Source organism: Bradyrhizobium ganzhouense, from assembly GCF_049949285.1.
GTDB lineage: Bacteria > Pseudomonadota > Alphaproteobacteria > Rhizobiales > Xanthobacteraceae > Bradyrhizobium > Bradyrhizobium ganzhouense.
Window position 1 is genome coordinate 6,368,441 of sequence record NZ_CP181318.1, and the last position, 26,322, is coordinate 6,394,762.

Consider the following 26,322-nt stretch of genomic DNA (forward strand, 5'->3'; position numbering starts at 1 on the left):
AACGCATGAAGACATGAGTTGAGATTCAACTGTTCATTGCGCGTCGCCTCAAACAGCGCTCGGGTCACCCGCGCAGACCTCGCGTTGAACCCGGGGAACTACTGTCTCAGTGTTCGCGACTAGGCGCCCACTCCAGCGCCCGCAACCTAGCCTCGGCGACCTCTCCGCGCGTCATCTTGGACGTGACAGCGTCGCGAATTCGCGCACGCGCGTCGCGAGCTTGGCGGGGCGCCGCCGCAGTAGACAGGTTGAGCCATTTGCTGGCTTCGACGATGTTCTGCGGCACGCCTTGGCCCCTGTCGTAGAGAAGCCCGAGGGAATATTGCGCGAGGCTATCGCCTTGCTCCGCCGCACGGCGGTACCACATCGCCGCCTCGGTATAATTTTGCGGAACGCCACGGCCGCTCTCGAACATGTAGGCGAGATAAGTCTGGGCAGGGGCGTTGCCACGCTCGGCGAGGGGGATGAACGCCCGCGAGGCAGCAACGTAATCCTGGCGATTGAAGGCGGACACAGCCTGTCGGAGGGATTTGGCCTGGGCGGCAAAGCCACCGCACCACACCGCCACGGCGACCAACAGAGCGATCCTCGCGCCCCCAGCCGGTCGCCCGCAAACGCCTGTCGGCCGACGGTTGGTATTCGCCCGATTGTTGCAGCCAGTGCCCATCCCTGCCCCGCTACGTTTTGGCTCGTCAGGTTACCTTCCCACCTGGCCGATTTCCAGCATCTTTGGAGGGGACAAAAACGAAGAGTGGCGGGCTTCTGTCAAGAAGCCCGCCACTCGTGCACGATGGAATGCTACTGCCGAGGCGTCGACACCGTCGGCGTGAATGCGCCGTTCGTCGCGTTGTCGACGAAGGACGTTACCGAGGCACCACCCGTCGCAATGACTGCGCTCGCCGTACCAAACATCTTGTTGCCCGACAGGAGCAAATTGCTCGGCGCGGCAACTTGGATCGCGAAGCTCGGATTGTTGTCGTAGAGTGTGGTGAAGGACAATCCGGTATTCTGGGCACCACTGGCTCCGGCAATATTGAAACCGCCACTATTATTCGTGATGATCGAGTCCTTGATGACAGCTCGTGCGCCGGTAGTGCCGACCAGGTTCACACCGTTTCCGGTGAAGTGACGGATCGCACAATTGACGATCGTGGTCGTTCCGGAGCCGATGATATTCACGCCGCTAAGGCCCGTTCCCAGACCCTCGATGTCGAGCCCTTCGAGCAGGACACGGTCGGTTGACGCGGGCAGGCTCACCACGATGCCGTTGGTGCCGGAGACGAGAACGCCAGCCTCGACGTGGTCGGCGCGGATGCTGATCGACTTGGTGATGGTCACTGCGCCGAAGCCGCCGGGATCGAGAACGTTGATTTCGCCGAACGTCGCCGTCTTGGAGATCGCGCCGGCGAAGGTCTTGCACGGCGCCGTGCGGCTGCACGGATTGGCATCATCGCCAACGCCCGACACCCACGTGCGGGTCGCCTGTGCATTTGCTGGCGCCGACGCCAGGAATGGAACCAAAAAGCCGATCGTCAATACGAGTAAACCAAAACGTCTCATCTCTGCCTCCTCTGAGCTGCGGCCGTTCTCGGCCCAGCAAAACTGCTGAACAATAGTTTCCAGGTCGAATTGATTTTGCTGGTGAAGGCAGCCCCCGACGAAAGCTTGTGCCGTACCGCCTGCTTGAAACGTCGCCGGCAGCCATCCCCCAATTCGCTGCAGTCCGTAGTCTCTGTTGTCACACGCTATGGGCCGGAATCACGCCATCGAATTAGAGGCCCATGTTGAGATCGGGGCCGTGTTGGCTTCCGCTTCCCGTGCATCTGTCCTCCGCTGAAAAGATCAGGTTCAATTTGAGCTGCAAATTTTACGATTGTTTCGGATCGCGGGAGCCCGGGCTTCAAACGAGTCTGAACCCGAAAAATGACCTGCGAACCGAGAGCGGGATAACAAGGTACTTCAGCAATCTTTGCAGGGCAATGACGTCAGTCCGCCCGCATCGACCGCTGTCCCCAAGGCTGTTATAGCTGCCTCGACGGCCAGACCTGTGTGATTTGGCCGTGGATGCATATACTTTCTCTTCTGGAGTCTCGTGAATGGCCTTCCCGCGCGCCTCGCAAGCCCTCTCCCGCTTCACCGTGCTCGACCTGACCCGGGTCCGTTCGGGACCGACTTGCGTGCGACAATTGGCCGATTGGGGCGCCAATGTCATCAAGGTCGACGCGCTCCTGGAGGACAGCGGCGGCGAGCAACCCGGCGGGCCCCGCCAGGGCGCCGACTTCCAGAATTTGCACCGCAACAAGCGCGCCATGACACTCAACCTGAAAGACCCCAAGGGCCTCAATGTGTTTAAGCGCCTGGTCGCGAAGGCCGACGTCGTCGTCGAGAACTTCCGTCCCGACGTCAAGACCAAGCTCGGCATCGACTATGAGAGCCTGCGCGGGATCAATCCGCGCCTGGTCTATGGCAGCATTTCAGGGTTCGGCCAGGACGGCCCCTATCACAAGCGGCCGGGCTTCGATCAGATCGCCCAGGGTATGGGCGGCCTGATGTCGGTCACCGGCGCCCCCGGTGGCGGCCCCATGCGGGTCGGCATCCCGGTCGCGGACCTCACGGCCGGGCTGTTCTGCGCGCTCGGCATCCTCACCGCGCTCCTGGAGCGCGAGGTTTCCGGCGAGGGGCAATGGGTCCAGACGTCGCTGTTGCAGGCCCAGATCTTCATGCTGGACTTTCAGGCCGCGCGCTGGCTGATGGATAAGGAAGTCGCCGGCCAGGCCGGCAACAACCATCCGACCAGCATCCCGACCGGCGTGTTCAAGACGTCCGACGGCTACATCAACATCGCGACCACCGGCGGACGAATCTGGGAGCGCTGCACGCAAGCGATCGGCGCCCCCGAGATGGTCACCAATCCGGATTACGCCACCGCACCGGCGCGCTCGAAGAACCGCGACGCACTGAATGCGGAGATCAGCAAACAAACCGTGACGAAATCGACCGAGACCTGGGTCAGGGAACTCAACGAGGCGGGCGTGCCCTGCGGGCCGATCTATGCGATCGACCAGATGTTCGAGGATGCGCAGGTCAAGCATCTCGGCATTGCGCAGGATGTGCCGAATGAGGAGAACCGGCCGATCCGGCTTCTCGCACAGCCGGTCAAGTTGTCACGCACCCCGAGCAGGATGGCTGCGCGACCGCCAGAGTTTGGCGAGCAAACCGAAGAGGTGCTCGCCGAGTTCGGATTTACGAGCGACGAAATCGCACAGCTCAGGCTGGCCAAGGTCGTGTGAGCTGGGCGCCTGAGCGCCGCCGAGGATCACGACTGGACCGAGAGGCGCGACGGGTGCCACGAAACCTGGCCCTATTACCGCAGATCCACGAACTCCTCCACATAGCCGCGCCTCAACCAATAGGGGGCCCGGCTTGCTCTTGCCGGCGCGATGAGCTCGGTGACGGTGAACTCGTTGGCCTCATGGTTGATGGAGAGAAAGCGGTCCGCGCGCGCCCTGATCTGCCGCCAATATTCGTCCGCGGCCTCTCGTCCGATTTCCGTTAACGAATCGACGTTGACGATGAGGTCGTAGCGCTCGCTACCGTGCACGAAGTCAGCCGGCGAAAGCAGCTTGATCGCGTCCGCATGGCGCTGTTCGCCATAGAGCGCGACAGCCTCGGGCCCCAGCGTGCGACCTAGGAAATAACCCTGGGCCAACGAGCTCACGGGGATGTCGACGATGGCGTAGTCGCGCACGCCAAACGCACGCGCATAGTAGGCGGTGCGGCCAAGGCCGCCGCCGATCTCGAGCACGCGCGGATGCTCAATACCGTCCAGCAGCCGTGCGATTCGCCAAGCCTGGTACATTGCCTGGGGAACGCGAAACGACACCACGCCGCGTGGCGTCGCCAGCCCGTATTCGCCGCGATAGGGATTTGGAACCTTGAATGCAACGTCAAGCGCCCGGTCGATCTGCTCCAACACTTCTTCCACGGCGATCGGATGGCGGCGCAGGCCATAGTTCTCCGGATATTCAAGCGGCCGCGCGCCGATCGCTTCCGCGAACGTAACCAGTCCGTCAAGGACGAGTCGCGGCGCATGGCGATCCTCGATCCGCAGGCCGCCGGCCCGCAGTGATCGTACGGTGCTGTCGAAGCCGAAAAAGATGTCGGACGTAATGGGATCGCGAAGGATGCGCTCGATCCCGGCGCGATCGTTCGCCGCGATAGCCTGCACGATGTCCGAGTGGCGCTCCGAATAGATGTCGGCCCATTGCCCGGTCGGCTGCTCCGCCCGCGACTTGAAGCTTGCGACCAGGCGATCGACCAATGATCCATCCTCCGCGCTCTCGCCGGCGGCAAATGCACCGTTGGCATTCCCTAGATTGTCCAGACGCCGATTATAGCGATGCCGGATCGCTCTCGACTTGATCGCAGTTCGAATGACCTCTCGAAGACGGGAAAGATGAGGCGGCATAGTCAGCTCAAGAACACAACCAAAACGTGTGCAAAGATAGCCGCCAACCCGAGCGCCAGCGAAACAACAAACTGTTTTCCATGGAATGGATGGAAACCGTACCGATCCTCGTGGCGTTGAATGCTGCTCATTCCCTCATCCTAGCGTGACCGTGATGGCGCAGACAAGATACTTACCCCTTCCTGTTTTGCCTTCCACCACAGCGCGTCGGCGCGCTGCCGCGCCCTTGGTGATCGGTTTTTCGGTCCATTTCGTCGGTGCCGCCGCCACAGATTGGCACGGCAGGCAACTTCCTTCTCCACCTTCCACATCGTAAAGGGGATATACGAAGCCCTCGAAGAAGGCGTAGGAAATGCCTTTGAATTGGCCATTGGATAAGCAACCGACACGGATCGTCTCCAACGAGAGCATCATGGAGACACCTACCACAGGAGCCCCCGACTTCGAGCTGGGGCCGATGTGTCGAAGTACTATCACGTGTTCCTTTTGGTCAGAGCACTCCTGGGGCTTGTCGTCTCGCTAGGTGCGTTTGCGAATGGGGAATACTGTCGCCTGCGGTAGCCACCTGAGCAGCCGGTAGATGCCCATGAACGACCGAACTCCCCTACAGTCGCAAAACGCAACCGGTCGAGAATCTTGGCACTCGACCACGGTGCGGCGTCACTCCATCTTGATCTTGCCAATGTTGGAGTTTGTTGGAAATAGCTCCGGCAGCACTCGCTCAAACAAGGTTCTTGCCCGGATCGCAACAGAAACGCCGTTCGAGTAACTCCGAATACAAGCAAATGGCAGGCTAGCCAAGGCGCGGTGCAGACGTCGGCTCGTGAGACGATAACGGGCGTTCCATTGCCGCGCTGGCGAGGAGGATGGACAAGATCAATATCCCCATCGACGAGAACAGATTCGGGTTTGTAGCGCAGGCAACCAAATAGAGGCCGTATGACAATACTAGTGCGCGTTGCCGTTGGGAGCCGGTGGCGAAGGCGAGCGATATCGGGGCCAGCAACAGCGTCATCATGGCGACGGCCCCAATCAAGCCGAAATTTCGCACCAGTTCGAGGTAGGTCAGCTCGGAAATGTAGGAACTGCCCCCTTTTGCGCCCCAGTATTGATAAGCTCCAAGCCCCTGGCCGAGCAGCAGAGTGACCGGATCATTCGAAAAGATCTTCAGGTAGTCGTGCAGCAACTCGAGCTTAATGTGATTGGACGGCTCATTCATATCGAAAAGTGCGCGCAGCGTTCCCAACGCTGGCAGGACACAAAGAGCAAGCAACCCGACACTGACCAATGCGCTGCGCAAGGGTTGGCGTTGATATAGCGGCCACAAGAGGAACGGCAGAATCAGCGCCCCAAGGATATTATTCCGCGTACCGCCGACAATCAGGCCAGCCAGGTTGAGAGCCACCAAGCTCCAGCACACGCGCATCCACCGACGATCGGATTCCGTCATTCCGCGATGGAAATAGTAGGCGGCGGAGACCACCAGCATCGGGCTGCTCGCAAGATAGACCTGAAGCAGTTCCAACTGCGGCCCGAATTTCCGCTTATCGAGGATAAGCACGCCCGTCGGATCGGCAATCTGCTTCAGATGATCGTAGGCATGTGGATTGATCTCGAGGTAGACGAAGAGTGCCACGCTGAGCACAGCCGAACTCGTCAGTGCTGCACAGAGCAACGGAATAGAATCGCACCGATTGAGAAACAGGACAAGTGCGATCGAGACAAGGACATAGCCTTTGAGGAGCTGAAAGCCCTCGAAAGGCTGGGTGCCGTCGATAACGAAGTACCAAACAACAGACAGTAGCGGAATTGCGATGAAGCAGAGCACATATGCCAGCAGTCCCGTTGGCAATTTCTGCCCCGATCGATTGATCGCCAAGCCATACAGCGTCACCAGCCAAAGCCCCCCAAACAGGGGCGACTTCAGGCCGGTCAGCTTGTTCGCTGGGTCAAATACGCACACGAACACAAACAGGCCCAGCCCCGACCAAACGACCAAGGAGAGGTATCTGTCAGCGCGGTTTACGCGCGAGGTAGCAACACCAGACATCCGCGCTACAGAATTCTCAACATGGATACCACCTCAGCTCCGCTCAAAGCCGGCCGCGCCATGATCCGCCGTTTCTCCTCTCCATAGCACGATGGCGAGCGATTGAAATGCTTGCAGAGATACGCCGGCCGACCTCCCTGGCGTGAAAAAAGCGAGCGCCGCCACCAACCGGGCGCAGGCGCACCGGAATGGCCGGTTCAGCGCACCTCATTGGCACCGCGAACACCCCTAAGCGGATGCTGAATGCCGCAGACGCCCGAAGCTGTTGGTGACCGTGAAATTGAACAGATCGGTGGCATGTTGGCCATCGGCCAGCCCGTCGAGCGCCGGATTGGCAGTGTAGAGATAGGTGCCGTCGTTGAAGACCGTGAACGTGCCATAAGTACCCGCGACGTCCAGGGCGCCGGAGACCGCAAGGCCGTTGATATCGGCCACGCTCAGCGCGTTGCCGATATCGCCGGCATCCGTGATCATGTTGCCGACGGCAACGATGTTGCCCGCATCGGTCGCGGTGGTGTCTGCAACACTGTTGCAGCGCAGTGGAACTCGTCGTGTTGCTGGGTGCAACACAAGCGCCGCCACTTATGAGATTTCGGAAGCACGTCTAAATTTGCTTGGCCGGCTCGCGAGCACGACGGACACGAAATCGCACAAGGTGGAGAGAAGGCGGAATAGTGCGCTATCAGAGCTATCGTCGTTGTTTTTCAGTTTGATGATTGGTGGAGCATGGAGCGTGATGACGGGCGGTCGCGTGACGGGCCGGCCGAAAGGGGGATTCCGAAAATGCTCCCGCACGCCCGTAAGTGGTTCTGCCCTATGGCAAACTTGCCGTGGACGGGCGATCTGCTATATTTCCGAACGATGGATCGCATGAGGGCTTATGAAGGGGATCATGTTGGCTGGCAGCACCGGTTCGCGCCATTGTCCGGTGACGACGGCCGGGTCGGAGCAAAGCGCCGGCGAACCGGTCCGATGAGCGGCAAGGGATCGTTGGGCGAGGCTGATCGCATTGCGCGCCTTTTTGGTCTGATCGCCGTTCGCGCCGGCGAAGCCATCATGAGGGTCCGCGCGACGGCGAGCGATCCGCAATACAAGAGCGATGGCTCGCCGGTCACCGCCGCCGATCTTCAGGCCGACGAGGTCATTCGGTCGTGCCTCGCGCGCAATCTTTCTGATTTGCCCGTCATCACGGAGGAAACTTGCGACGGGACCGTGACGACGCGGAATCCGCACTTCATCCTCGTCGACCCTCTCGACGGCACCAAGGAATACATCCGGGGGGCTGCCGAGTTCACGGTCAATATCGCCCTGATCGAAGACGGGTCACCGGTGGCGGGCGCTGTCTATGCGCCGGCCCTGTCCCAGCTCTATCTCGGCGGATCGAACGCCTACAAGTTGCATGTCGAACCCGGCGCATGTGGCCCCTCGTTCAGCGAAATGCAGACAATCGAGGTGCAGGCCCCTTCGCCCGAGGGTTTGCGGGCCGTCACAAGCCGGTCCCACCTCGACGATGCCACACAGGGGTGGATCAGCCGGCGCCGGATCCGGGAACTGAAGCCGTACGGATCGTCGCTCAAATTCTGCGCGGTTGCGGAAGGTGCGGCAGACGTCTATCCACGTCTGGCTCCGACCATGGAGTGGGATACGGCCGCGGGGCACGCGGTGCTTCTGGCAGCCGGCGGACGCATTGTCGGCCTCGACGGAGAGGACCTTCGCTACGGCAAACCGGCCTATCGCAACGGTCACTTCGTTGCATGGGGCGGAAGCATCGGCGAATAGCGCAACGACTGTACAAAATCTGACCGGATCAAAAGACCAATATGCTGCCCCGACATCTCCGCCGCCTTGAGGCTGAATCGATCGAGATCATGCGCGACGTGGTCGCCGAGTTCAAAAAGCCGGTCATGCTCTATTCGATCGGCAAGGATTCGAGCGTGATGCTCCACGTGGCGATGAAAGCGTTTCATCCGGCCAGGCTCCCGTTTCCCCTCCTCCATGTCGACACCACGTGGAAGTTCCGGGAGATGATCACGTTTCGCGACGAGACCGCCAAGCGCATCGGCGCCGATCTGATCGTCCATGTGAACAAGGAAGGCGTCGAGCGCGGCATCGGCCCGATCTCCTCCGGCTCCTCTTTGCACACCCAGGTCATGAAGACCGACGCCCTGAAGCAGGCGCTGGATCTCTACGAGTTCGATGCGGCGTTCGGCGGCGCAAGGCGCGACGAGGAGAAGAGCCGGGCCAAGGAGCGCATCTTCTCGTTCCGCTCCGCGGGCCATGTCTGGGATCCACGCAACCAGCGACCGGAGCTGTGGAATCTCTTCAATACCCGCATCCGGCAAGGCGAGACGATGCGCGTGTTCGCGATGTCGAACTGGACCGAGCTCGATATCTGGGAATACATCATGCTCGAGAACATCCCGGTTGTGCCGCTCTACTTCGCCAAGATGCGCCCCGTCGTACGGCGCGGCGGCACGCTCATCATGGTGGATGACGACCGCCTCCCGCTGGAGCCGAACGAGACGGCTGAAATGCGGATGATCCGATTCCGTACATTGGGATGCTATCCCCTCAGCGGCGCGATCGATTCCACCGCGACCACGATCAAGGACATCGTCGCGGAGATGCAGACGGCAACCGTCTCGGAACGGCAGGGACGCCTGATCGATTCCGATGAGGCTGCCTCGATGGAAAAGAAGAAGCGCGAGGGCTATTTCTGATGGACACCTCCGTTCTTCGCGAGCCGCATTCGACCGGGACCAAGGACCAGCTGCGCTTCATCACCTGCGGCTCGGTCGACGACGGCAAGTCGACCCTGATCGGGCGGCTGCTGCACGACAGCAAGCTGATCTTCGAGGATCAACTGGCCGCGCTCGCGCGCGACAGCGCCAAGCATGGCACCACCGGCGACGACATCGATTTCGCCCTCCTGGTCGACGGCCTTGAGGCCGAGCGGCAGCAGGGCATCACCATCGATGTCGCCTACCGCTTCTTCACGACCCCGCGTCGCTCCTTCATGGTCGCGGACACGCCGGGCCACGAGCAGTATACGCGCAACATGGCCACCGGTGCCTCGACCGCGCAGCTTGCCATCATCCTGATCGACGCCCGCAAGGGTGTCCTGGTGCAGACCAAGCGCCATTCCTTCATCTGCTCGCTGCTCGGCATCAAGCACGTCGTCGTTGCCGTCAACAAGATCGATCTGGTCGAGTACAAGAAGGACGTGTTCGACCGCATCGTCGGCGACTACGTCGCCTTTGCCACCGGCCTCGGCTTCTCCTCGATCGTTCCGATTCCGATGTCGGCGCGCTACGGCGACAACATCATCGAGCGCTCGGGCAATACCGACTGGTATCACGGCCCCTGCCTGCTCGATTATCTCGAAAGCATCGACGTCGCGAGCGAGACGACCGGACTGCCTTTCCGCTTTCCCGTGCAGTGGGTCAACCGCCCCAATCTCGATTTCCGCGGCTTCACCGGAACGGTGGCGTCAGGCAGCGTCGCGCCCGGTGATGCGATCGTTGTATCCGCGTCCGGCCATACGAGCCGTATCAAGGAGATCGTGACCTACGACGGCGAGTTATCGAAGGCGGAAGCCGGCGATGCCGTGACGATCACGCTCCAGGACGAGATCGACATCGTCCGCGGCGACATCTTGGCAAAGCCGACCGAACGTCCTGAGGTTGCCGACCAGTTCGCCGCCCATCTGATCTGGATGGATCAAGAACCGCTCGTACCCGCGCGCAACTATGTCGTCAGGATCGGCACCCAGACGATCACGGCGGCGAGCGTCACCGCGATCAAATACCGCGTCGATGTCAACACCCGCGAGCATCTTGCCGCGACCACCCTCGGCCTGAACGAGATCGCGTTCTGCAATTTCGCCACGGCGCTGCCGGTTGCCTTCGATTCCTATGAGACCAACCGCCGGACCGGCGCCTTCATCGTCATCGACCGCTATACCAATCGCACCGTCGGTGCCGGCATGATTGCATTTCCGCTGCGGCGCGCCAGCAACATCGCCTGGCAGCCGCTCTCGCTCGGCAAGGCCGAACGCGCCGCGCTCAAGAACCAGAAGCCGCGGATCATCTGGTTCACGGGCCTGTCTGGGGCGGGCAAATCGACGATCGCCAACATTCTCGATCAGAAGCTGTTCGCGACCGGCAACCACACCATGCTGCTCGACGGCGACAATCTCCGCCACGGGCTCAATAGGGATCTCGGCTTCACGGAAGCCGATCGGGTCGAGAACATTAGGCGTGTCGGCGAGGTCGCCAAGCTCATGGTCGACAGCGGCCTGATCGTGATTTGCTCGTTCATTTCGCCCTACAAGGCCGAGCGCGACATGGTCCGCGGCCTAGTGGCGGAGGGAGATTTCATCGAAGTGTTCGTCAACACGCCCATCGAAGAGTGCATGCGGCGCGACCCCAAGGGGCTCTATTCCAAGGCGAAGGAAGGCAAGATCAAGAACTTCACCGGCATCGACGCGCCCTATGAGGCACCCGAGCGCCCGGAAATCCGGCTGGAGACGGTCGGTCACCGCCCGGACGAACTCGCCGATCAGGTCGTCGAACTCCTCCGGCGCCTTTGAGATGCCTTGGGCTGGGGTCTCAGCCCTGCGGCCCCGGAAGCAATTCGTCGATGCGGCCTGCGGCCCGATAGGCGATCAGGCCGAGCCACTCGCGCACGGCGACATTGGTCCGCGATAGGCCGTCCTCCGCGACGTCCGTGAACGAGAAGACGTCCCGTCCGATGCCGACGCGCCAATCGACCGGACAGGGCTCGACCACAAACCCCACTTTCCGAAACAGCCCAATCGACCTCGGCATGTGATAGGCCGAGGTCACGAGCAGCCAGCGCTCGCCGGGCTTGGGATCGACCATGGCCTTTGTGAACAGTGCGTTCTCGTAGGTGTTGCGGGACCGACGTTCCAGGATCAACCGGCTCTTGTCGATCCCCAGGCTTTCAAACAACGCCGCCGCGAAGTCGGCTTCCTTCGCATCGTCGGAGGTCAGATTGGGGCTGCCACCCGTATAGACCACGCGCGCTTTGGGATATTTCCGAGCCAGTGCTGCGGCCATCAGGATCCGGTCGGCCGAGGTACTCACAACCGGCGTACCATGAGCCGCGGACATGTCGAGGTCGATCGACGCACCGAGAACGATGATGCCATCCGGCGCGGGTTGGGACGGGCTCCACGCCGGGAAGCGGGACTCCAGCGGATAAAGCAGCAGGTTTCCGACCGGCGCGAACCCGCAGACCGCGAGCATCAATGCAGACAGAACCAGCAGCGCACGACCGAGCCTGAGGAATCGCGTCATGAGCAGGAGTGAGCCGAGTACGCCGAGGGCGATCAGGAAATTCAGCGGCAGCGCCATGATGCCGAGCGTCTTGGATAGAACGAAGAACACGGTTTCCCTCCGGCCACAAAGATGGTCGTCCGTCATATCATCGATTGACGGAGGAAGCAGGCTTCGCCCCAGGCAACCAAGCGAGGGTCAGGCGCGAGTCAGGCGCGCGGCCAGTTCGGCGCATTGATTGCGAATGTCGGGAATCGCGATGATTTCCCAGAAGGCTGCGCGCGTCAGAGGTCCAACGGCGAAAAGCCGATGCGAGGGAGATCCGTTCCCGTCAATGATCGCGCAATCCGCGCTGACGTCGATCCCGATACCCAGTGGATCGATCCGCGCCCGACCTTCCTGCAACAGGTTGCGCACCACGGGATTCGCGGTCGCGCGTGGATCCTTCACCACGCCCGTGCAGTCCACGACGGCGCCCACCTGCATCGCGCGGATCTCGCGCTCGCCGCGGGGGCGATATCGAACCGATACCCCGCCTTCGTTTGCCGTCAGGGCGACTACCTTGGCTGCCATAATCTTCAGTTTCTGCTCGGCAAGGGCGCCTGCGATCCGGGTCTCCACCTCGGGGGCCATGCGATGGCGATGAACGTCCCACCACGCGCGCGCATGTTCGAGAAAGCGTCGCCGCGACGGCACCGAGAGCTCGCGCCAGATGCGCTGGGTGTACGGACGAATGGCGTCGACGACACTGCGCCAGTCGCCCCCTTGGGCCACGTGCGCATCGACCCTGTGACGGAACCACCGGAACAGCACTCCGCTGCCTTGCCCGAAAGGAACCTCGGCCTCCTCGATGCACATCGGCTCGACACGCCGATGGGCCGTCGCCAGCAGGCCGCGTCGCGACATCGCAACGATCGGCCCCCGATGTCCATCCCGGAGTAGCGACAAGACGTAGTCGACCATCGTCAGCCCGGTTCCGAGAATGAGAACCGCGCTATCCCTGTCCATTCCGGCAGGCGGAGCCCAGGGATTTGCGTAAGCGCCCGGCTTCGGCTCCCCCGTATCGTGGCCGGTCGCAAGCACCGCGATATCGCCGGTCAGACGATGGCCACCGGCCAGGCTCACCTCCACGCTCGCGGCGCTTTCCCGAACCCCGACACAGGTCTCCTGGACGATCGTCAATCTGTGCGAATTGCTCGCGATGATCGGCTCGATCAAGCCAGCGATGTAGGTTCCGTAGACCCGCCTGGGAACGAAGCAGTAGGGATCAGGACAAATTGCGATGTCTTGCGACGAAGCCCATCGCCAGAAATGGTCCGGCTGATCCGGCAACGCACTCATATTGGCTGCCCGAACATTGAGCAGGTGGTCGGGATTCCCGGTGTGATAGGCCAGCCCTCGCCCGATCTCGGCGCGCGTTTCGATCAGCGTGACTCGGAAGTTCGAAGCCGGATGATGCAGCAGTTGATGTGCAAGGAGGACACCGCTGGCTCCGCCGCCGATGACGATTGCGTGTCGATTAGCGGGATGAGTCATGGACTTGCAAACCGTCGTTGGTGCACATTACGGGCGCATCCTTGAGCACGCCGTTGGACGTTTTGCAACTGATGCCACACGCCCGGAGATCGGCTGCGCAAAACCATCCGTCAAGCGAGCGGAATGTCGGCACCGGTAGACTTGAGACCTTGACAGCGCACAGCCTGTCGTCGCAGACGACTGAACCATAAGCATTTGAACTTACAATGACTTGCCGCGCCTAGCGCGATACGGGCTTGGCGCGCAACGTCCATCCGACGCGGGCAAGCAGCCCGTCGATTGCCGGCCAGAACAGCAGCACGATGGCGAGCGTCGTGATCGAGCCGACCAGTCCGTTCGACCAGAACACTTTGAGGTCGCCACTGGCACCGATCATCGACAGGCGGAAGGCATCCTCGGCGCGGTTGCCGAGCACGAGCGCCAGCGTGAACGGAGCCAGCGGAATGCCGATCTTCTTGAAGACGTAGCCGACGACACCGAAGCCGAGCATCAGCCAGATGTCGAACATCGCATTCTGGATCGCATAGGCGCCGATCGCGCAGGACACCACGATCATCGGCGCGACGGCCGCGAACGGCACACGCAGGATCGAGGCGAAGATCGGCACCGTGGTCAGCACCAGCACGAGTCCGACGACATTGCCGAGATACATCGAGGCGATCAGGCCCCAGACGAAATCCTTGTGCTCGACGAACAGCAGCGGGCCGGGATTGAGCCCCCACACCATCAACCCGCCGAGCAGGATCGCAGCCGTGCCAGAGCCGGGAATGCCGAGCGCCAGCATCGGCAGCAGTGCCGCGGTGCCGGAGGCATGCGCTGCCGTTTCCGGCGCGAACACGCCCTCGATGCGGCCCTTGCCAAAGCTCTCGGTATCCTTGGAGAAACGCTTGGCGAGGTTGTAGCCCATGAAGGATGCCGCGATCGCGCCGCCCGGGGTGATGCCGAGCCAGCAGCCGATGAAGGAGGAGCGCAGCAGCGTCACCCAGTATTTCGGCAGGTCCCTCCACACGCTCAGCACCACGCGCGGCGAAATGCTCGCCGCGTGGCCGCGCAGCGCCAGCCGCTCCTCCATCGTCAGCAGGATCTCGCTGATGCCGAACAGACCGATGACGGCAACGAGGAAGTTGATGCCCCGCAACAGCTCGGATGAGCCGAAGGTCATGCGCAGCTGGCCCGACACCGTGTCCATGCCTATGCCTGCGAGCAACAGCCCCAGCGACATCGAGATGACCGTCTTGTGCTTAGCCTCGCGCCCGAGGCCGACGAAAGAGCAGAAGGTCAGCAGATACACCGCGAAGAACTCGGGCGGACCGAACTTCAGCGCAAAGGACGAGATCATCGGCGCGAGGAAGGTGATCAGCAGCACCGCGACCAGCGAGCCGATGAAGGACGACGTGAACGCCGCGGTCAGCGCCTCCGCCGCCCTGCCCTGCTGCGCCATCGGATAGCCGTCGAAGGTGGTGGCGACCGACCAGGCTTCACCGGGGATGTTGAACAGGATCGAGGTGATCGCACCACCGAACAGCGCGCCCCAGTAGATGCAGGACAGCATCACGATCGCCGAGGTCGGATCCATCGTGAAGGTGAGCGGCAAAAGGATCGCAACGCCGTTGGGGCCGCCGAGGCCGGGGAGCACGCCGACGAAGATCCCGAGCACCAGCCCGACCATCATCAGCACGAGCGTCTTCCACGTCAGCAGGACGGCGAAGCCGTGAAGCAGGAGACCGAAAGCTTCCATCGCGGGTCCGCCTAGTAGCCGAAGGCCGCTTCGAGCGGCCCCTTCGGCATGATGACGTCGAAGGCGATGTCGAAGGTGACGAACATGATCGCCGTGAACAGGAAGGCGGTGAGCAGCGACTTCCACAGCGCGATCTTGCCGATCGCCCGCATGAAGCCCGCGATCAGCAGGAAGCTTGCGACATAGAGGCCGAGGAACTGCGTCACCAGGCAGAACAGCAGCGTCGGCACGAACACCGCCATCACGCGGCGCGCCTGCGCGCGCGTGACGAAGGTCTCGGCAGCGCCGCGGCGCGCGACGAGCGCGGCGATCAGGCCGCAAAGGCTGCCGCCGGCAAGGACGAGGGAGAGATAGAACGGGAAATAGCCGGGCTCAGGCCCGGTCGAATCCCAGGACGCACCGGTGCGCCAATTGTCGTAGCCGAGGATCGCGGCGAGCGCGAGCAGCAGCAGGCAGACGATGATTTCGACCGTGCCTGAGCTCGTGACGGAGGGTGAGTTTTCCTCGGGCGCGGTCGGATCGTCGACGACGATTTCAAGATCGGTTTGGGACATGAGCTGTTGAGGGACTGACTGCGTTCTATTCCCCCTCTCCCCACTTGCGGGGAGAGGGTCAGGGTGAGGGGGAGTCTCCGCGGATACGGTGAGAGTCGGGCTCGCGGAGGGAGCCCCTCACCCCAACCCTCTCCCCGTAAGAACGGGGCGAGGGAGAAGAGCATCTTACTTCGCGACGAATCCGGCTTCCGTCATCAGCGACTTGTTGACGGCATCGTCCTCTTCGAGGAATTGCACCATGTCCTTGCCGGTCAGGAAGATCGGCTTCAATGCCTGCTTTTCCATGTAGTCCTTGTATTCGGCTGTCTGCGTCACCTTGTGGAACAGCTCGACATAGAATGCCTGCTGCTCCGGCGTGACCTTGCCGGGCAGGAACATCGCGCGCAGCATCAGATACTGGACGTCGACGCCCTCTTCCTTGCAGGTCGGAATGTCGGCCCAGGACTGCGTGTCCGTCACCTTGCTGCTGTAGGCGATGCGCTCCTTGTCGAACACGCAGAGCGGACGCACCTGGCCGGCGCGCCAGACTTCGAGATTTTCGGACGGGTTGTTGACGTTGGATTCTGTGTGGTTGCCGACGAGCTGGGTCGCGGCCTCGCCGCCGGACTTGTAGGGCAGATAGGAGAATTTCGCGCCGGTCTTCTGCTCGAGGAAGACGGTCAGCACGTGATCCTCGCGCTTGGAGCCGGTGCCGCCCATCTTGAACGGGGAGCTCGCCGCCTTCGCGGCGTCGACGAACTCCTTCACCGTCTTGGGGCCGGCGCTGTTGTCCCACAGCACGAACTGGTCGAGCGCGATCACCGAGACCGGGGTCAGCTCGCGCCAGTTGAACGGGATCTTGGCCGACAGCGGCAGCATGTAGATCAGCGAATAGGCGATCAGCGCCTTGTTCGGATCGCCCTCGCTGGACTTCATGTACATCAGCGCTTCCGCACCCGACGCGCCGCCCTTGAGCGAGACCACGATCGGCTGCTTCATCAGACTGTTCTTCTGGATCGCGGCCTGCATCATCCGCGCCATCTGGTCGGAGGCGCCGCCTGCGCCTGCGGCCACGACGATCTCGACCGGCTTGGTGGGCTCCCAGCCGGCAAAGGCTGGCGCGCTCAACAACAAGGCCGTCGCAGCTCCGACGGCTTTCACTGGAATTCGCACGAGTTTCGTCCCCTGGTTCTTATTGGCTTTGTGGCGCCGGGAAAGCTATCGGCGCATTGTGCGGACTAAAGCGCGCGAGTTCAAGCAGGTGGACAATCCGCCGCATGTGACTTTCGGCGGACGAAGCGCGCGCTACTTGCCCTTCCAGTTCGGCGTGCGCTTGTTGAGGAAGGCGTCCATGCCTTCGCGGAAATCCTCACTCATATAGGCCTTCAGGATCAGGTCCTCGCCCTGTTCGCGCGACAGCGTGGGGCGGATGCGGCGCACCGCTTCCTTGGTCGTTTCGAGCGTCAGCGGAGCATGGCTCGCGACGAGCCTTGCGGTCTCGTCGGCGCGGCGCTGCAGCGTCTCGACGTCAGGGACGATTTCGGTGAGCAGGCCGAGCGACAACGCTTCCTGCGCTTCGACCAGGCGCGCCCTGAAGATCAGATCCTTGGTGCGGGCCGGACCCACCAGCGAAACGACGCGGCTGATGTTGGACATCGACAGGCAGTTGCCGAGCGTGCGCGCGATCGGGAAACCCATGCGCGTCGTCTCGGTGCCGATGCGCAAGTCGCAGCAGGCGGCGATGCCGGCGCCACCGCCAGTGCAGGCGCCCGCGATGGCCGCGATCACGGGCACGCGGCACTGCTCGAGCGTGCCGAGCACACGGTCGATCCGTGCCTCGTAGTCGAGCGCATCCTGCGCCGTCTTGAAGGCGCGGAATTGCGAGATGTCGGTGCCGGAGGCGAACGCCTTGTCACCGGCGCCGGTGAGGATCAGCGCCTTGATCGAACGATCGGCGTTGATCTCCAGGCAGATCTCCGCCATGCGGTCATACATGGCGAAGGTCATGGCGTTGCGCGCCTGCGGGCGGTTGAAGGTGATCCGCGCGATGCCGTCCGTGACGGAGTAGAGCAGGTCTTCGTTGGTCGTCGTCGGTGCGTTCATCGCGCGCTCACTTTCCAAATTAGTTCAGGCCATTTGAGCCTTTAAGCGACCTGGGCTTTGGCCATCGGCACGGCGTCGCGCCCCTTCAGGACGTCCATGGCCGCCAGCACGCCACCGCTCCGGTGCGGAATCTTTGCAAGATCCAGGCCCATCTCGACGCCAGCGAGTGTGCCCATCAGCATCAGATCGTTGAAATGACCGATATGGCCGATGCGGAACACCTTGCCCTTGACCTTGTTCAGGCCGGTGCCGAGCGACATGTCGAAGTTTTCCAGCACCACCTTGCGGAAGGCGTCGGCATCGTGTCCGTCAGGCACGCGCACGCCGGTCAGCGCCGGCGAGTGCGCGGCCGGATCGACGCACTGCGTCTCGAGGCCCCAGACCCTGGCCGCGGCGCGCGTCGCTGCGCTGTGGCGCTTGTGGCGGGTCCAGACGTTCTCCAACCCCTCGTCCTCCAGCATCTTGACCGCTTCGCGCAGGCCATAGAGCAGATTGGTCGCGGGCGTATAAGGGAAGGTGCCGAGCTTGTTGAAGGTGATGACCTCCTGCCAGTCCCAATAGGAGCGCATGCCCGGATTGGTCTTGGCAACGGCGAGCGCCTTCTCCGAGACGGCGTTGAAGCTGAGACCCGGCGGCAGCATCAGGCCCTTCTGGGAGCCGGCGACCGAGACGTCGATGCCCCAGGCATCGTGCTCGTATTCCATCGAGCCGAGGCCGGAGATGGTGTCAACCATCAGAAGCGCCGGATGCTTGACGCGGTCGAGCAGCTTGCGAACGTCGAGCGGCGGCGTCACGCAGCCGGTCGAGGTCTCGTTGTGGACGACGCAAACCGCCTTGATCGCGTGCTGCTTGTCGGCGCTAAGCCGCTTCTCGATCTCGGCGAGGTCGGCGCCATGGCGCCAGTCGCTCGGGATGAAGTCGACGTCGATCTTGAATTTTTCGGCGATACCGCGCCACAGCACGGCGAACTGGCCGGTCTCGCACATCAGCACCTTGTCGCCGGGCGCAAACACGTTGACCATGGCCGCTTCCCAGGCACCGGTGCCGGACGAGGGGAAGATGATCACGGGCTGCTTGGTGCGGAACACCCGCTGCATCGAGGCCAGGACCGCAAAACCGAGCTCGGCGAACTCCGGACCGCGATGGTCCAGCGTCGGCATGTCCATCGCCCGCAGCACGCGGTCGGGCACGTTGGTCGGTCCTGGAATCTGGAGAAAATGCCTTCCAGTATGCACGGTCATAGGCGTCCTTCCCGGTCTAGCCTTGTTTTGATGGCCGCCGAATAGCACCATTTGACCGGCTTGTCCCCTCTCCAAAGGGCGACTCCCATGCAGAAGCGGAGACCCTCCGCCGCCCCTACTCCGCGGCCACCACCTTGCCGGACGGCAGGCGTCCCTCGGCCTCCGTAAACGGGCGTTCCGGGTGCATCAGGAAGGCCGAGAGGCCGCCGAGCAGCAACAACCCCATCGACATCAGGAACGGCAGGTACCAGTTTCCCGTCGCATCGATCACGAAGCCCGCGACCAGCGGGGAGACGATGGCGGCAAGGGCCGAGCCGGTGTTCATGAGTCCTGACGCGGTCCCCGAATATTTCGGGGCGATGTCCATCGGGATCGACCACATCGGGCCGATCACCAGCTCGGCGCAGAAGAAGCCGGCCGAGAGGCACAGCGCGACGATGGTGATGTCGTGGACGAACAGGATCGGGAACAGCGAGAGCAGCGCCCCTGCAAATCCCGCGACGGTGACGCTGAGCCGCGCCAGGCGGACATTGCCGGTGCGATCGAGGATCTTGTCCGAGATCACGCCGCCGACGCTGTCGCCGATCACGCCGGCGAAGAAGACGCCGGAGGCGAACAACGCCGAGTTCTTGATGTCGAGACTGTAGTTGTTCTTGAAGAACAGCGGCAGCCAGTTGAGATAGAGCCACAGGCACCAGCCGTAGCAGAAATAGGTCAGCGTCACCGGCCACATCCGGCCCAACAGCGGACCCCAGGGCACGCGCGGCCGCTCGCCGGTCGGGCGCGGCGGCAGCGCGGCGAGCTCGGCTTCGGTGATGGAGGCGTGCTCCTTCGGCTCGTTGCGGAAGTACCAGACCCAGATCACGCCCCAGACGAGGCTGACGAAGCCGAGCACGACGAAGGCGCCGCGCCAGGTCAGCCAGAGGATCAGGAGCGCCACCACCGGCGGCGTCACGGCATTGCCGAGCCGGGCGAATGAATGGGTCAGGCCTTGCGCAAAACCGCGGCGGTTGGCCGGCGTCCAATATTGCATCGCGCGCGTTGCGGTCGGGAACGTCGCGCCCTCGCCGAAGCCGAGCGCGAAGCGCGCGACGAACAGTGCGGCAAGACCGTTGACGAAGCCGGTCGAGATGGTGGCGGCCGCCCAGATCATGCCGCACCAGAACAGCGTCTTGCGCGGTCCGAAGCGATCGCCGACCCAGCCGCCGATCACCTGGAACAGCAGATAGGGATAGGCGAAGGCGGAGAAGACGAGGCCGAGCTGGGTGTTCGAGAGAGCGAGCTCCTTCTGGATCTCGCTCGCCGCGGTGCCGATGTTCACCCGATCGACATAGGTGATGAAATACATCGCGCAGAGCATCGCCAGCACGACATGTGTCGCCTTGAACCGAATTCCCATCTCCACCCCTCTTGATCGCTTTTTATGATTGGCCTTGCGTGTCCCTGCGCAATTTTTAAGTGCCGACCACTTTCAGATGCGGCGAAGCATTGCCCTGCGGGCGCTGCTCCAGCAGCTTCATCGCGACGTCGACGCCGCCGGAGCGGTGCGGCACGCCGGCGACCGACAGGCCCATCTCCACGCCGGTGAGCGCGCCGAGCAGCGTCAGCGCATTGCATTCACCGAGATGGCCGATGCGGAAGACCTTTCCGGCAACCTTCGAGAGGCCCGAGCCGAGCGACATGTTGTAATTGTCGAGCACGATCTTGCGGAACTGATCAGCGTCATGGCCGGGCGGCATTAGCACCGCGGTCAGCACCGGCGAGAATTCCGACGGCTCCTGGCAGAGCACTTCGAGCCCCCAATGATTGACGACTGCACGTGTCGCCGCGGCAAGCCGCTGATGCCGCGCGAACACATTGTCGAGCCCCTCTTCGAGCAGCATCGCGATCGCCTCGCGCAGGCCGTAGAGCAGGTTGGTGGCCGGCGTGTAGGGGAAGAAGCCGTTGGCGTTGGGCTTGAGCATCTCCTCCCAGTCGAAATAGGAGCGCGGCATCTTGTTGGTCTTCGCAGCCGCGCGCGCCTTCTCCGAGATCGCGTTGAAGCCGAGACCGGGCGGCAGCATGAAACCCTTCTGCGAGCAGCTGACGCTGACATCGACCTTCCACTCGTCGTGGCGATAGTCGACCGAGCCGAGCGAGGAGATGGTGTCGACCATCAACAGCGCCGGATGCGAGGCGCGGTCGATCGCAGCGCGGATTTCGGCGATGCGGCTGGTCGCACCGGTCGATGTCTCGTTGTGCACGACCATCACGGCCTTGATCGCGCGCGCCTTGTCCTCGCTGAGTTTTGCTTCGACCACGGCCGGATCGGCGCCGCGACGCCAGTCGCCCGGCACGAAATCGACCTCGATGCCGAAACGGCCCGCCATCTGACGCCACAGCGTGGCGAAATGGCCGGTCTCGACCATCAGCACCTTGTCGCCCGGCGACAGCGTGTTGACGATCGCGGCCTCCCAGGCCCCCGTCCCCGAGGAGGGAAAGATGATGACCGGGCCCTTGGTCTGGAAAATCTTTTGGCTGCCTTCGAGCACGGCGCGGCCGAGTTCGCCGAACTCGGCGCTCCGGTGGTCGATCACCGGCATGTCCATGGCGCGCAGGACGCGCTCGGGGACCGGGCTCGGGCCCGGAATCTGAAGGAAATGGCGTCCCTGATGCATGAAAACCTCCCTGGCGGCGGATTCTGGCCGGCTTCAGCAACCATTTTGCATTCATTTTTTGTCAGTTCAATCGAAATTTGGTATTCGATTGTGGCCGTCGACGCGATTAGCCGAGCAAACTATTGTGCTGCAAATGAAATCCACGATTCCCGACACCGGGGTCCCGATCGCCCCGCCCGCCACAAGTGGCGGCGACCGCCAGGAAAACCGTCATGAGGCCTCGCTCCATGGCGAGATCCTGCTGCGGCTGCGCGACTACGTCGTGGAAGGCAATATTCCCGACGGCGCCCGCGTTCCCGAGCGCCAGCTTTGCGAGATGTTCGGCATCTCCCGCACCCCCTTGCGCGAAGCACTGAAAGTGCTCGCGGCCGAGGGCCTGATCGAGCTGCTGCCCAACCGCGGCGCCCGAATCCGCCAGCTCAGCCAGCGCGACCTGGAAGAGCTGTTCGACGTGATGGCCGGACTTGAGAGTCTCGCCGGGCGCCTTGCGTGCGAGGCAATTACGGATGAGGAAATCACCGCGATCGAGCAGCTGCATTACGAGATGTACGGCCATTACCTGCATCGCGACATGCACGGCTATTTCCAGGCCAACCAGCGCATCCATGAAAGCATCGTCGCAGCCGCGCGCAACGAGACGCTGAAAACCGCCTACGCCAATTTCGCCGGACGGATCCGCCGGGTCCGCTACTCCGCAAACTTCGCCCGCAAGCGGCAGCGCTGGGCGGAAGCGATGCGCGAACACGAGGCGATCCTGGACGCGCTGCGCCGCCGCGCCGCAAGCGAGCTCAGCGACATCCTGTTCCAGCATCTCCGCAACAAGCGGATGGCCGCGATCGAGCACCTCGCCGAGCCCGAAGAGGGCGCGCCAGCAGCGTCCTAAGGGGCAATTGGCTTGCTCATTTTGAATTCATAATATAATCGGTCAGAAACAAGAATGAATACTCCAACTCGGCCAGCAGCCGCGTTGGACCACTCCGGGACCAGGGATGACAAACGCCTCCTCGCTCGAACGGCGCCTGCGCGCGGACATGACCGGCGATGTCCTGTTCGACGGCTTCAGCCGCGGCCGTTACGCCACCGACGCCTCGTTCTACCAGATCGTGCCGTCAGGCGTAGTCGTGCCCAAGACCATGGACGAGGCGCTGCGGGCCCTGGCGATCGCCCGCGACGAAGGCGTGAAGGTCACCCCGCGCGGCGGTGGCACCTCGCAATGCGGCCAGACCGTCAATGACGGCCTCGTCGTCGATCTCTCAAAGCACCTCAACAAGATCCTGTCGCTCGACGTCGCGGGCCGCACCTGCGTCGTCGAGCCCGGCATCGTGCTCGACGACCTCAATCGCCAGCTCAAAAAGCACGGCCTGTGGTTTCCAGTCGACGTCTCCACGGCGTCGCGTGCCACCATCGGCGGCATGGCCGGCAACAATTCCTGCGGCGGCCGCTCGCTTCGCTACGGCACCATGCGCGACAATACGCTGTCGCTGGAGGCTTCGCTCGCCGACGGCACGCTGAGCCGCTTTGGCGAGGTCTCGCGCGATCTCTCCGATCTCGACGCCGGCGACGGCATGCGGGCGCTATTCCGCGACATGCTCGATCTCGGCGCCCGCGAGGCCGACGAGATCGCGGCGCGCTTTCCAAAGGTGCAGCGCCGCGTCGGCGGCTACAATCTCGATGCGCTCACGCCGCGCAACGCGCGCAACAACATGGCGCATCTCCTGGTCGGCTCCGAAGGCACCCTCGCCTTCACCACCAAGGTCGAGCTGAAGCTGTGGCCCGTGATCCGCAACAAGGCGCTGGGCGTCTGTCACTTCGGCAGCTTCTACGAGGCGATGGATGCAGCCCAGCATCTGGTCAAGCTGAAGCCGATCGCGGTCGAGCTCGTCGACCGCACCATGATCGCGCTCGGCCGCGATATCGCGATGTTCAAGCCGATCATCAATGCGGCGATCAAGGGCGATCCGGATGCCGTGCTGGTGGTCGAATTCGCGGAGGAAGACCAAGCCGACAATCTATTGCGACTCAAGCAGCTCGGCGAGTTGATGGGCGATCTCGGCTTCGGCTGGACTAACGACACGCGCAAATGGGGCGGCGTGGTCGAGATCACCGAGCCCGCCCTGCAGAGCGGCATCGCCGATTTCCGCGCCGCTGGGCTCAACGTCATGATGTCGATGAAGCAGGAGGGCAAGCCGGTCTCCTTCGTCGAGGACTGCGCGGTGCCGCTGCCGCATCTCGCCGACTACACCCAGCGGCTGAACGAGGTGTTTGCCAGGCACGGCACCAGCGGCACGATGTACGCGCACGCCTCCGAAGGCTGTCTGCATGTGCGCCCGGTGCTGAACCTCAAGCTCGAAAAAGACGTCAAGGCAATGCGCGCCATCGCCGAAGAGGCTTTCGCGCTGGTGCGCGAATACAAGGGCTCGCATTCCGGCGAGCATGGCGACGGCCTGGTGCGCTCCGAATTCCATGAGAGCATGTTCGGCGAGCGTCTCGTCGCCGATTTCAGGGAGGTGAAGCACCGCTTCGATCCCGACAGCGTGCTCAATCCCGGCAAGATCGTCGACGCGCCCAGGATGGACGACCGCTCGCTGTTCCGCTTCAAGCCCGACTATCGCGTCGCCGACCTCAAGACAAAGCTCGACTGGTCCGCTTATCCCGGCGCCGGCGGCGGTTTCCAGGGCGCGGTCGAGATGTGCAACAACAACGGCGCCTGCCGCAAGCTCGAGGGCGGCGTGATGTGCCCGTCCTATCGCGCCACGCGCAACGAGAAGGACGTCACGCGAGGACGCGCCAACACGCTGCGGCTCGCGATCTCCGGCCAGCTCGGCCCCGATGCATTGTCCTCCGACGAGATGATGGAGACGCTGAAGCTCTGCGTCTCCTGCAAGGCCTGCCGCCACGAATGCCCGACGGGTGTTGACATAGCCAAGATGAAGATCGAGGTGCTGGCCGCGCGCGCGGCATCCCACGGCCTGACGCTGCGAGACCGCCTGGTCGGCTATCTCCCACGCTATGCCGGCCTCGCCTCGCGCTTTGCGCCGCTGGCGAATTTGCGCAACCGCAGCCCACTGTTGCGAAAGCTGTTCGAGCGCTTCGCCGGCATCAGCGCCCGCCGCGCCCTGCCCGCCTTCCGCAGCGACGTCTTCGTGACGCCGGCTGACAGCGTCGGTCCGGAGACCGGCCGCGAGGTCGTTCTCTTCGCCGACACTTTTAATCGCATCTACGAGCGCGAGAACCTTGACGCCGCGCTGCGCGTGCTCGCGGCCGGCGGTTATCGCGTCCATATGCCCAAGCCCGCGAGCGGCAGCCGCCCGCTGTGCTGCGGTCGCACGTTCCTGTCAGCCGGCCTCGTCGACGAAGCCAGGTCCGAGCTCGATCGTCTCGTCGCCGCCTTCGCGCCTTTTGCGGCGCGCGGCGTGCCAATCGTCGGTCTCGAACCGAGCTGCCTGCTGACGCTCCGCGACGAGCTCGCGTCGCTACGCAAGGACGATGACGCCCAGGCGGTCGGCGCGCAAGCGCTGACCTTCGAGGAGTTTCTGGTGCACGAGGCCGAGGCCGGCCGGCTGCAATTGCCGCTCGGCACCGTCGCCGACAAGGCCGTCGTCCACGGCCACTGCCATCAAAAATCCTTCGGCGCCTTCAAGCCGGTCGAGCAAGTGCTGCGGCTCGTCCCCGGCCTTGAGGTCAAAACAATCGAGTCGAGCTGCTGCGGCATGGCGGGCGCTTTTGGCTATGGCGCGGACACCTATGATGCCTCGATCGAGATGGCCGAGCTGTCACTGCTGCCTGCGGTGCGGAAGGCTGATCAGACGACGCTGGTCGTCGCCGACGGCACCTCCTGCCGCCACCAGATCCACGACGGCGCGCAACGCGAGGCGCTTCACGTCGCCCGCGTGCTGGCGATGAGCCTCGATCGCGCCGAAACCAGTTCCACTTCAACCGCTGCAAAGGAACCCAGCCATGGCTGACCTCACGCTCGACACTGCCCGAAAAATCCTCGACGCCGCCTTCACCAAGTCCACCGAGCTGAAGCTGAAGCCGCTTGTCGTCACCATCCTGGACGCGCGCGGCGTGCTCAAGATCGCAGCCGCGCAGGACGGCACCAGCCTGATGCGCGCCGAGATCGCTCACGGCAAGGCCTACGGCGCGCTCGCCATGGGCATGGGCTCGCGCGCGCTGTACCAGCGGGCACAGGAGCAGGCCTATTTCGTCGACGCCGTGAACACGATTGCAAAAGGCGCACTGGTGCCGGTCCCTGGCGGCGTGCTGATCATGAACGGCACGACGCTGCTCGGCGCCGTCGGCGTCTCCGGCGACACGTCGGACAATGACGAAGCCTGTGCCGTTGCCGGAATCCAGGCGGCGGGCCTGAAGGCCAACGCGGGGTAAGGTGGCGTAGCCCGGATGGAGCGAAGCGTAATCCGGGACCTTAATGCCACTTGCGCAGAAACCCCGGATTGCGCTGCGCTCCATCCGGGCTACAAGACCTTGCGTTACCCGACGGGCAAAACACCCCATCGCTCGGTCAACGGCCGCACGTCAAAATATTCCACTTTACCGAAATTCGGTTTTATCGTACATGCCGCCCATCCCGATCCGGGAAAGGGGCGGTCGTACGTCGTCACGAACCGCGGATCGGGCTGCGGTGGACGCTGGCAGCGCCGTCGCGGATGTGGGACGCAGGGCGGGGCGATGGATT

23 protein-coding genes are annotated in these 26,322 nt (G+C 63.0%); 7 read left to right on the forward strand and 16 right to left on the reverse strand.

From position 1 onward, the window contains the following. Positions 1-106 precede the first annotated feature (106 nt). Together ACLFLU_RS29430 and ACLFLU_RS29435 are read right to left on the reverse strand one after the other, a co-directional pair. Positions 107-568, reverse strand: coding sequence for a tetratricopeptide repeat protein (locus ACLFLU_RS29430; RefSeq protein ID WP_426414099.1), 462 nt, complete (start codon positions 566-568; stop codon positions 107-109). Between the two features lie 230 nt (positions 569-798). After that, positions 799-1,560 (reverse strand): right-handed parallel beta-helix repeat-containing protein, encoded by a 762-nt coding sequence (locus ACLFLU_RS29435; protein WP_426408243.1) that lies wholly within the window; start codon positions 1,558-1,560, stop codon positions 799-801. A 536-nt stretch (positions 1,561-2,096) separates the two neighbouring features. On the opposite strand from ACLFLU_RS29435, the gene ACLFLU_RS29440 reads away from it, so the two are divergent. Next, positions 2,097-3,290 carry a CaiB/BaiF CoA transferase family protein gene (locus ACLFLU_RS29440; protein ID WP_426408244.1) on the forward strand — a complete coding sequence of 398 codons (1,194 nt, stop codon included), beginning with the start codon at positions 2,097-2,099 and terminating at the stop codon, positions 3,288-3,290. Positions 3,291-3,364: 74 nt separating this feature from the next. On the opposite strand, the gene ACLFLU_RS29445 is transcribed toward ACLFLU_RS29440, so the two are convergent. The 5 genes from ACLFLU_RS29445 to ACLFLU_RS29465 all read right to left on the reverse strand — a co-directional run bounded on the left by ACLFLU_RS29445 (position 3,365) and on the right by ACLFLU_RS29465 (position 7,100). After that, positions 3,365-4,321, reverse strand: coding sequence for a putative sugar O-methyltransferase (locus ACLFLU_RS29445; protein WP_426408245.1), 957 nt, complete (start codon positions 4,319-4,321; stop codon positions 3,365-3,367). A 149-nt stretch (positions 4,322-4,470) separates the two neighbouring features. Beyond that, positions 4,471-4,599: a hypothetical protein gene (locus ACLFLU_RS29450; protein WP_426408246.1), complete on the reverse strand. Its 129-nt coding sequence runs from the start codon at positions 4,597-4,599 to the stop codon at positions 4,471-4,473. A gap of 4 nt (positions 4,600-4,603) precedes the next feature. Then, positions 4,604-4,882: a hypothetical protein gene (locus ACLFLU_RS29455; protein ID WP_426408247.1), complete on the reverse strand. Its 279-nt coding sequence runs from the start codon at positions 4,880-4,882 to the stop codon at positions 4,604-4,606. 379 nt (positions 4,883-5,261) lie between these two features. After that, complete coding sequence (locus tag ACLFLU_RS29460; RefSeq protein WP_426408248.1) at positions 5,262-6,467, reverse strand: O-antigen ligase family protein; 1,206 nt, start codon at positions 6,465-6,467, stop codon at positions 5,262-5,264. Between the two features lie 279 nt (positions 6,468-6,746). Continuing rightward, on the reverse strand, positions 6,747-7,100 hold the full coding sequence (locus ACLFLU_RS29465) for a VCBS domain-containing protein (protein WP_426408249.1): 354 nt from the start codon (positions 7,098-7,100) through the stop codon (positions 6,747-6,749). 390 nt (positions 7,101-7,490) lie between these two features. On the opposite strand from ACLFLU_RS29465, the gene cysQ reads away from it, so the two are divergent. The 3 genes from cysQ to cysN are packed head-to-tail and all read left to right on the forward strand — an operon-like array spanning position 7,491 to position 11,109. Then, a complete protein-coding gene (gene cysQ, locus ACLFLU_RS29470) occupies positions 7,491-8,297 on the forward strand; it encodes a 3'(2'),5'-bisphosphate nucleotidase CysQ (protein ID WP_426408250.1) in 807 nt (268 codons plus the stop codon). A 41-nt stretch (positions 8,298-8,338) separates the two neighbouring features. Beyond that, a complete protein-coding gene (cysD, locus tag ACLFLU_RS29475; RefSeq protein WP_426408251.1) occupies positions 8,339-9,238 on the forward strand; it encodes a sulfate adenylyltransferase subunit CysD in 900 nt (299 codons plus the stop codon). After that, complete coding sequence (gene cysN / locus ACLFLU_RS29480; protein WP_426408252.1) at positions 9,238-11,109, forward strand: sulfate adenylyltransferase subunit CysN; 1,872 nt, start codon at positions 9,238-9,240, stop codon at positions 11,107-11,109. The genes cysD and cysN overlap by 1 nt, the downstream gene beginning before the upstream one ends. 19 nt (positions 11,110-11,128) lie before the next feature. Here cysN and ACLFLU_RS29485 read toward each other — a convergent pair whose 3' ends face one another. From ACLFLU_RS29485 to ACLFLU_RS29525, 9 genes are all read right to left on the reverse strand, one after another. Next, positions 11,129-11,929, reverse strand: coding sequence for a YdcF family protein (locus ACLFLU_RS29485; RefSeq protein WP_426408253.1), 801 nt, complete (start codon positions 11,927-11,929; stop codon positions 11,129-11,131). 87 nt (positions 11,930-12,016) lie between these two features. Next, entirely contained in the window at positions 12,017-13,354 is a 1,338-nt protein-coding gene (locus tag ACLFLU_RS29490) for an FAD/NAD(P)-binding protein (RefSeq protein WP_426408254.1), read from the reverse strand. A 220-nt stretch (positions 13,355-13,574) separates the two neighbouring features. Further along, positions 13,575-15,092 (reverse strand): tripartite tricarboxylate transporter permease, encoded by a 1,518-nt coding sequence (locus tag ACLFLU_RS29495; RefSeq protein ID WP_426408255.1) that lies wholly within the window; start codon positions 15,090-15,092, stop codon positions 13,575-13,577. A gap of 11 nt (positions 15,093-15,103) precedes the next feature. Then, entirely contained in the window at positions 15,104-15,646 is a 543-nt protein-coding gene (locus tag ACLFLU_RS29500; protein ID WP_426408256.1) for a tripartite tricarboxylate transporter TctB family protein, read from the reverse strand. Between the two features lie 165 nt (positions 15,647-15,811). Further along, positions 15,812-16,786 carry a Bug family tripartite tricarboxylate transporter substrate binding protein gene (locus ACLFLU_RS29505; RefSeq protein WP_426408257.1) on the reverse strand — a complete coding sequence of 325 codons (975 nt, stop codon included), beginning with the start codon at positions 16,784-16,786 and terminating at the stop codon, positions 15,812-15,814. A 144-nt stretch (positions 16,787-16,930) separates the two neighbouring features. Next, a complete protein-coding gene (locus ACLFLU_RS29510; RefSeq protein WP_426408258.1) occupies positions 16,931-17,728 on the reverse strand; it encodes an enoyl-CoA hydratase/isomerase family protein in 798 nt (265 codons plus the stop codon). A gap of 41 nt (positions 17,729-17,769) precedes the next feature. Continuing rightward, positions 17,770-18,969 (reverse strand): pyridoxal-phosphate-dependent aminotransferase family protein, encoded by a 1,200-nt coding sequence (locus ACLFLU_RS29515; RefSeq protein ID WP_426408259.1) that lies wholly within the window; start codon positions 18,967-18,969, stop codon positions 17,770-17,772. A 115-nt stretch (positions 18,970-19,084) separates the two neighbouring features. Beyond that, positions 19,085-20,368 carry an MFS transporter gene (locus ACLFLU_RS29520; RefSeq protein ID WP_426408260.1) on the reverse strand — a complete coding sequence of 428 codons (1,284 nt, stop codon included), beginning with the start codon at positions 20,366-20,368 and terminating at the stop codon, positions 19,085-19,087. A gap of 55 nt (positions 20,369-20,423) precedes the next feature. Then, complete coding sequence (locus ACLFLU_RS29525; RefSeq protein ID WP_426408261.1) at positions 20,424-21,626, reverse strand: pyridoxal-phosphate-dependent aminotransferase family protein; 1,203 nt, start codon at positions 21,624-21,626, stop codon at positions 20,424-20,426. 133 nt (positions 21,627-21,759) lie between these two features. Here ACLFLU_RS29525 and ACLFLU_RS29530 point away from each other — a divergent pair, with 133 nt between their 5' ends. From ACLFLU_RS29530 to ACLFLU_RS29540, 3 genes are all read left to right on the forward strand, one after another. After that, complete coding sequence (locus ACLFLU_RS29530) at positions 21,760-22,509, forward strand: GntR family transcriptional regulator (protein WP_426408262.1); 750 nt, start codon at positions 21,760-21,762, stop codon at positions 22,507-22,509. Positions 22,510-22,615: 106 nt separating this feature from the next. Next, the gene (locus tag ACLFLU_RS29535; protein WP_426408263.1) at positions 22,616-25,591 is read left to right on the forward strand and encodes an FAD-binding and (Fe-S)-binding domain-containing protein; all 2,976 of its coding nucleotides are present in this window, start codon (positions 22,616-22,618) and stop codon (positions 25,589-25,591) included. Further along, positions 25,584-26,012, forward strand: a complete 429-nt coding sequence (locus tag ACLFLU_RS29540; RefSeq protein WP_426408264.1) for a GlcG/HbpS family heme-binding protein — start codon at positions 25,584-25,586, stop codon at positions 26,010-26,012. Before ACLFLU_RS29535 ends, ACLFLU_RS29540 begins: the two co-directional genes overlap by 8 nt. The last annotated feature ends 310 nt before the right edge of the window (positions 26,013-26,322 follow it).

What these genes read in the sequence shown, in the direction of transcription:
- ACLFLU_RS29435 (WP_426408243.1), bottom strand. Translation starts at nt 1,560, where the DNA reads ATGAGACGTTTTGGTTTACTCGTATTGACGATCGGCTTTTTGGTTCCA.
- ACLFLU_RS29440 (WP_426408244.1), top strand. Translation starts at nt 2,097, where the DNA reads ATGGCCTTCCCGCGCGCCTCGCAAGCCCTCTCCCGCTTCACCGTGCTC.
- ACLFLU_RS29450 (WP_426408246.1), bottom strand. Translation starts at nt 4,599, where the DNA reads ATGAGCAGCATTCAACGCCACGAGGATCGGTACGGTTTCCATCCATTC.
- ACLFLU_RS29455 (WP_426408247.1), bottom strand. Translation starts at nt 4,882, where the DNA reads ATGATGCTCTCGTTGGAGACGATCCGTGTCGGTTGCTTATCCAATGGC.
- cysQ (WP_426408250.1), top strand. Translation starts at nt 7,491, where the DNA reads ATGAGCGGCAAGGGATCGTTGGGCGAGGCTGATCGCATTGCGCGCCTT.
- cysD (WP_426408251.1), top strand. Translation starts at nt 8,339, where the DNA reads ATGCTGCCCCGACATCTCCGCCGCCTTGAGGCTGAATCGATCGAGATC.
- cysN (WP_426408252.1), top strand. Translation starts at nt 9,238, where the DNA reads ATGGACACCTCCGTTCTTCGCGAGCCGCATTCGACCGGGACCAAGGAC.
- ACLFLU_RS29490 (WP_426408254.1), bottom strand. Translation starts at nt 13,354, where the DNA reads ATGACTCATCCCGCTAATCGACACGCAATCGTCATCGGCGGCGGAGCC.
- ACLFLU_RS29495 (WP_426408255.1), bottom strand. Translation starts at nt 15,092, where the DNA reads ATGGAAGCTTTCGGTCTCCTGCTTCACGGCTTCGCCGTCCTGCTGACG.
- ACLFLU_RS29500 (WP_426408256.1), bottom strand. Translation starts at nt 15,646, where the DNA reads ATGTCCCAAACCGATCTTGAAATCGTCGTCGACGATCCGACCGCGCCC.
- ACLFLU_RS29510 (WP_426408258.1), bottom strand. Translation starts at nt 17,728, where the DNA reads ATGAACGCACCGACGACGACCAACGAAGACCTGCTCTACTCCGTCACG.
- ACLFLU_RS29515 (WP_426408259.1), bottom strand. Translation starts at nt 18,969, where the DNA reads ATGACCGTGCATACTGGAAGGCATTTTCTCCAGATTCCAGGACCGACC.
- ACLFLU_RS29520 (WP_426408260.1), bottom strand. Translation starts at nt 20,368, where the DNA reads ATGGGAATTCGGTTCAAGGCGACACATGTCGTGCTGGCGATGCTCTGC.
- ACLFLU_RS29525 (WP_426408261.1), bottom strand. Translation starts at nt 21,626, where the DNA reads ATGCATCAGGGACGCCATTTCCTTCAGATTCCGGGCCCGAGCCCGGTC.
- ACLFLU_RS29530 (WP_426408262.1), top strand. Translation starts at nt 21,760, where the DNA reads ATGAAATCCACGATTCCCGACACCGGGGTCCCGATCGCCCCGCCCGCC.
- ACLFLU_RS29535 (WP_426408263.1), top strand. Translation starts at nt 22,616, where the DNA reads ATGACAAACGCCTCCTCGCTCGAACGGCGCCTGCGCGCGGACATGACC.
- ACLFLU_RS29540 (WP_426408264.1), top strand. Translation starts at nt 25,584, where the DNA reads ATGGCTGACCTCACGCTCGACACTGCCCGAAAAATCCTCGACGCCGCC.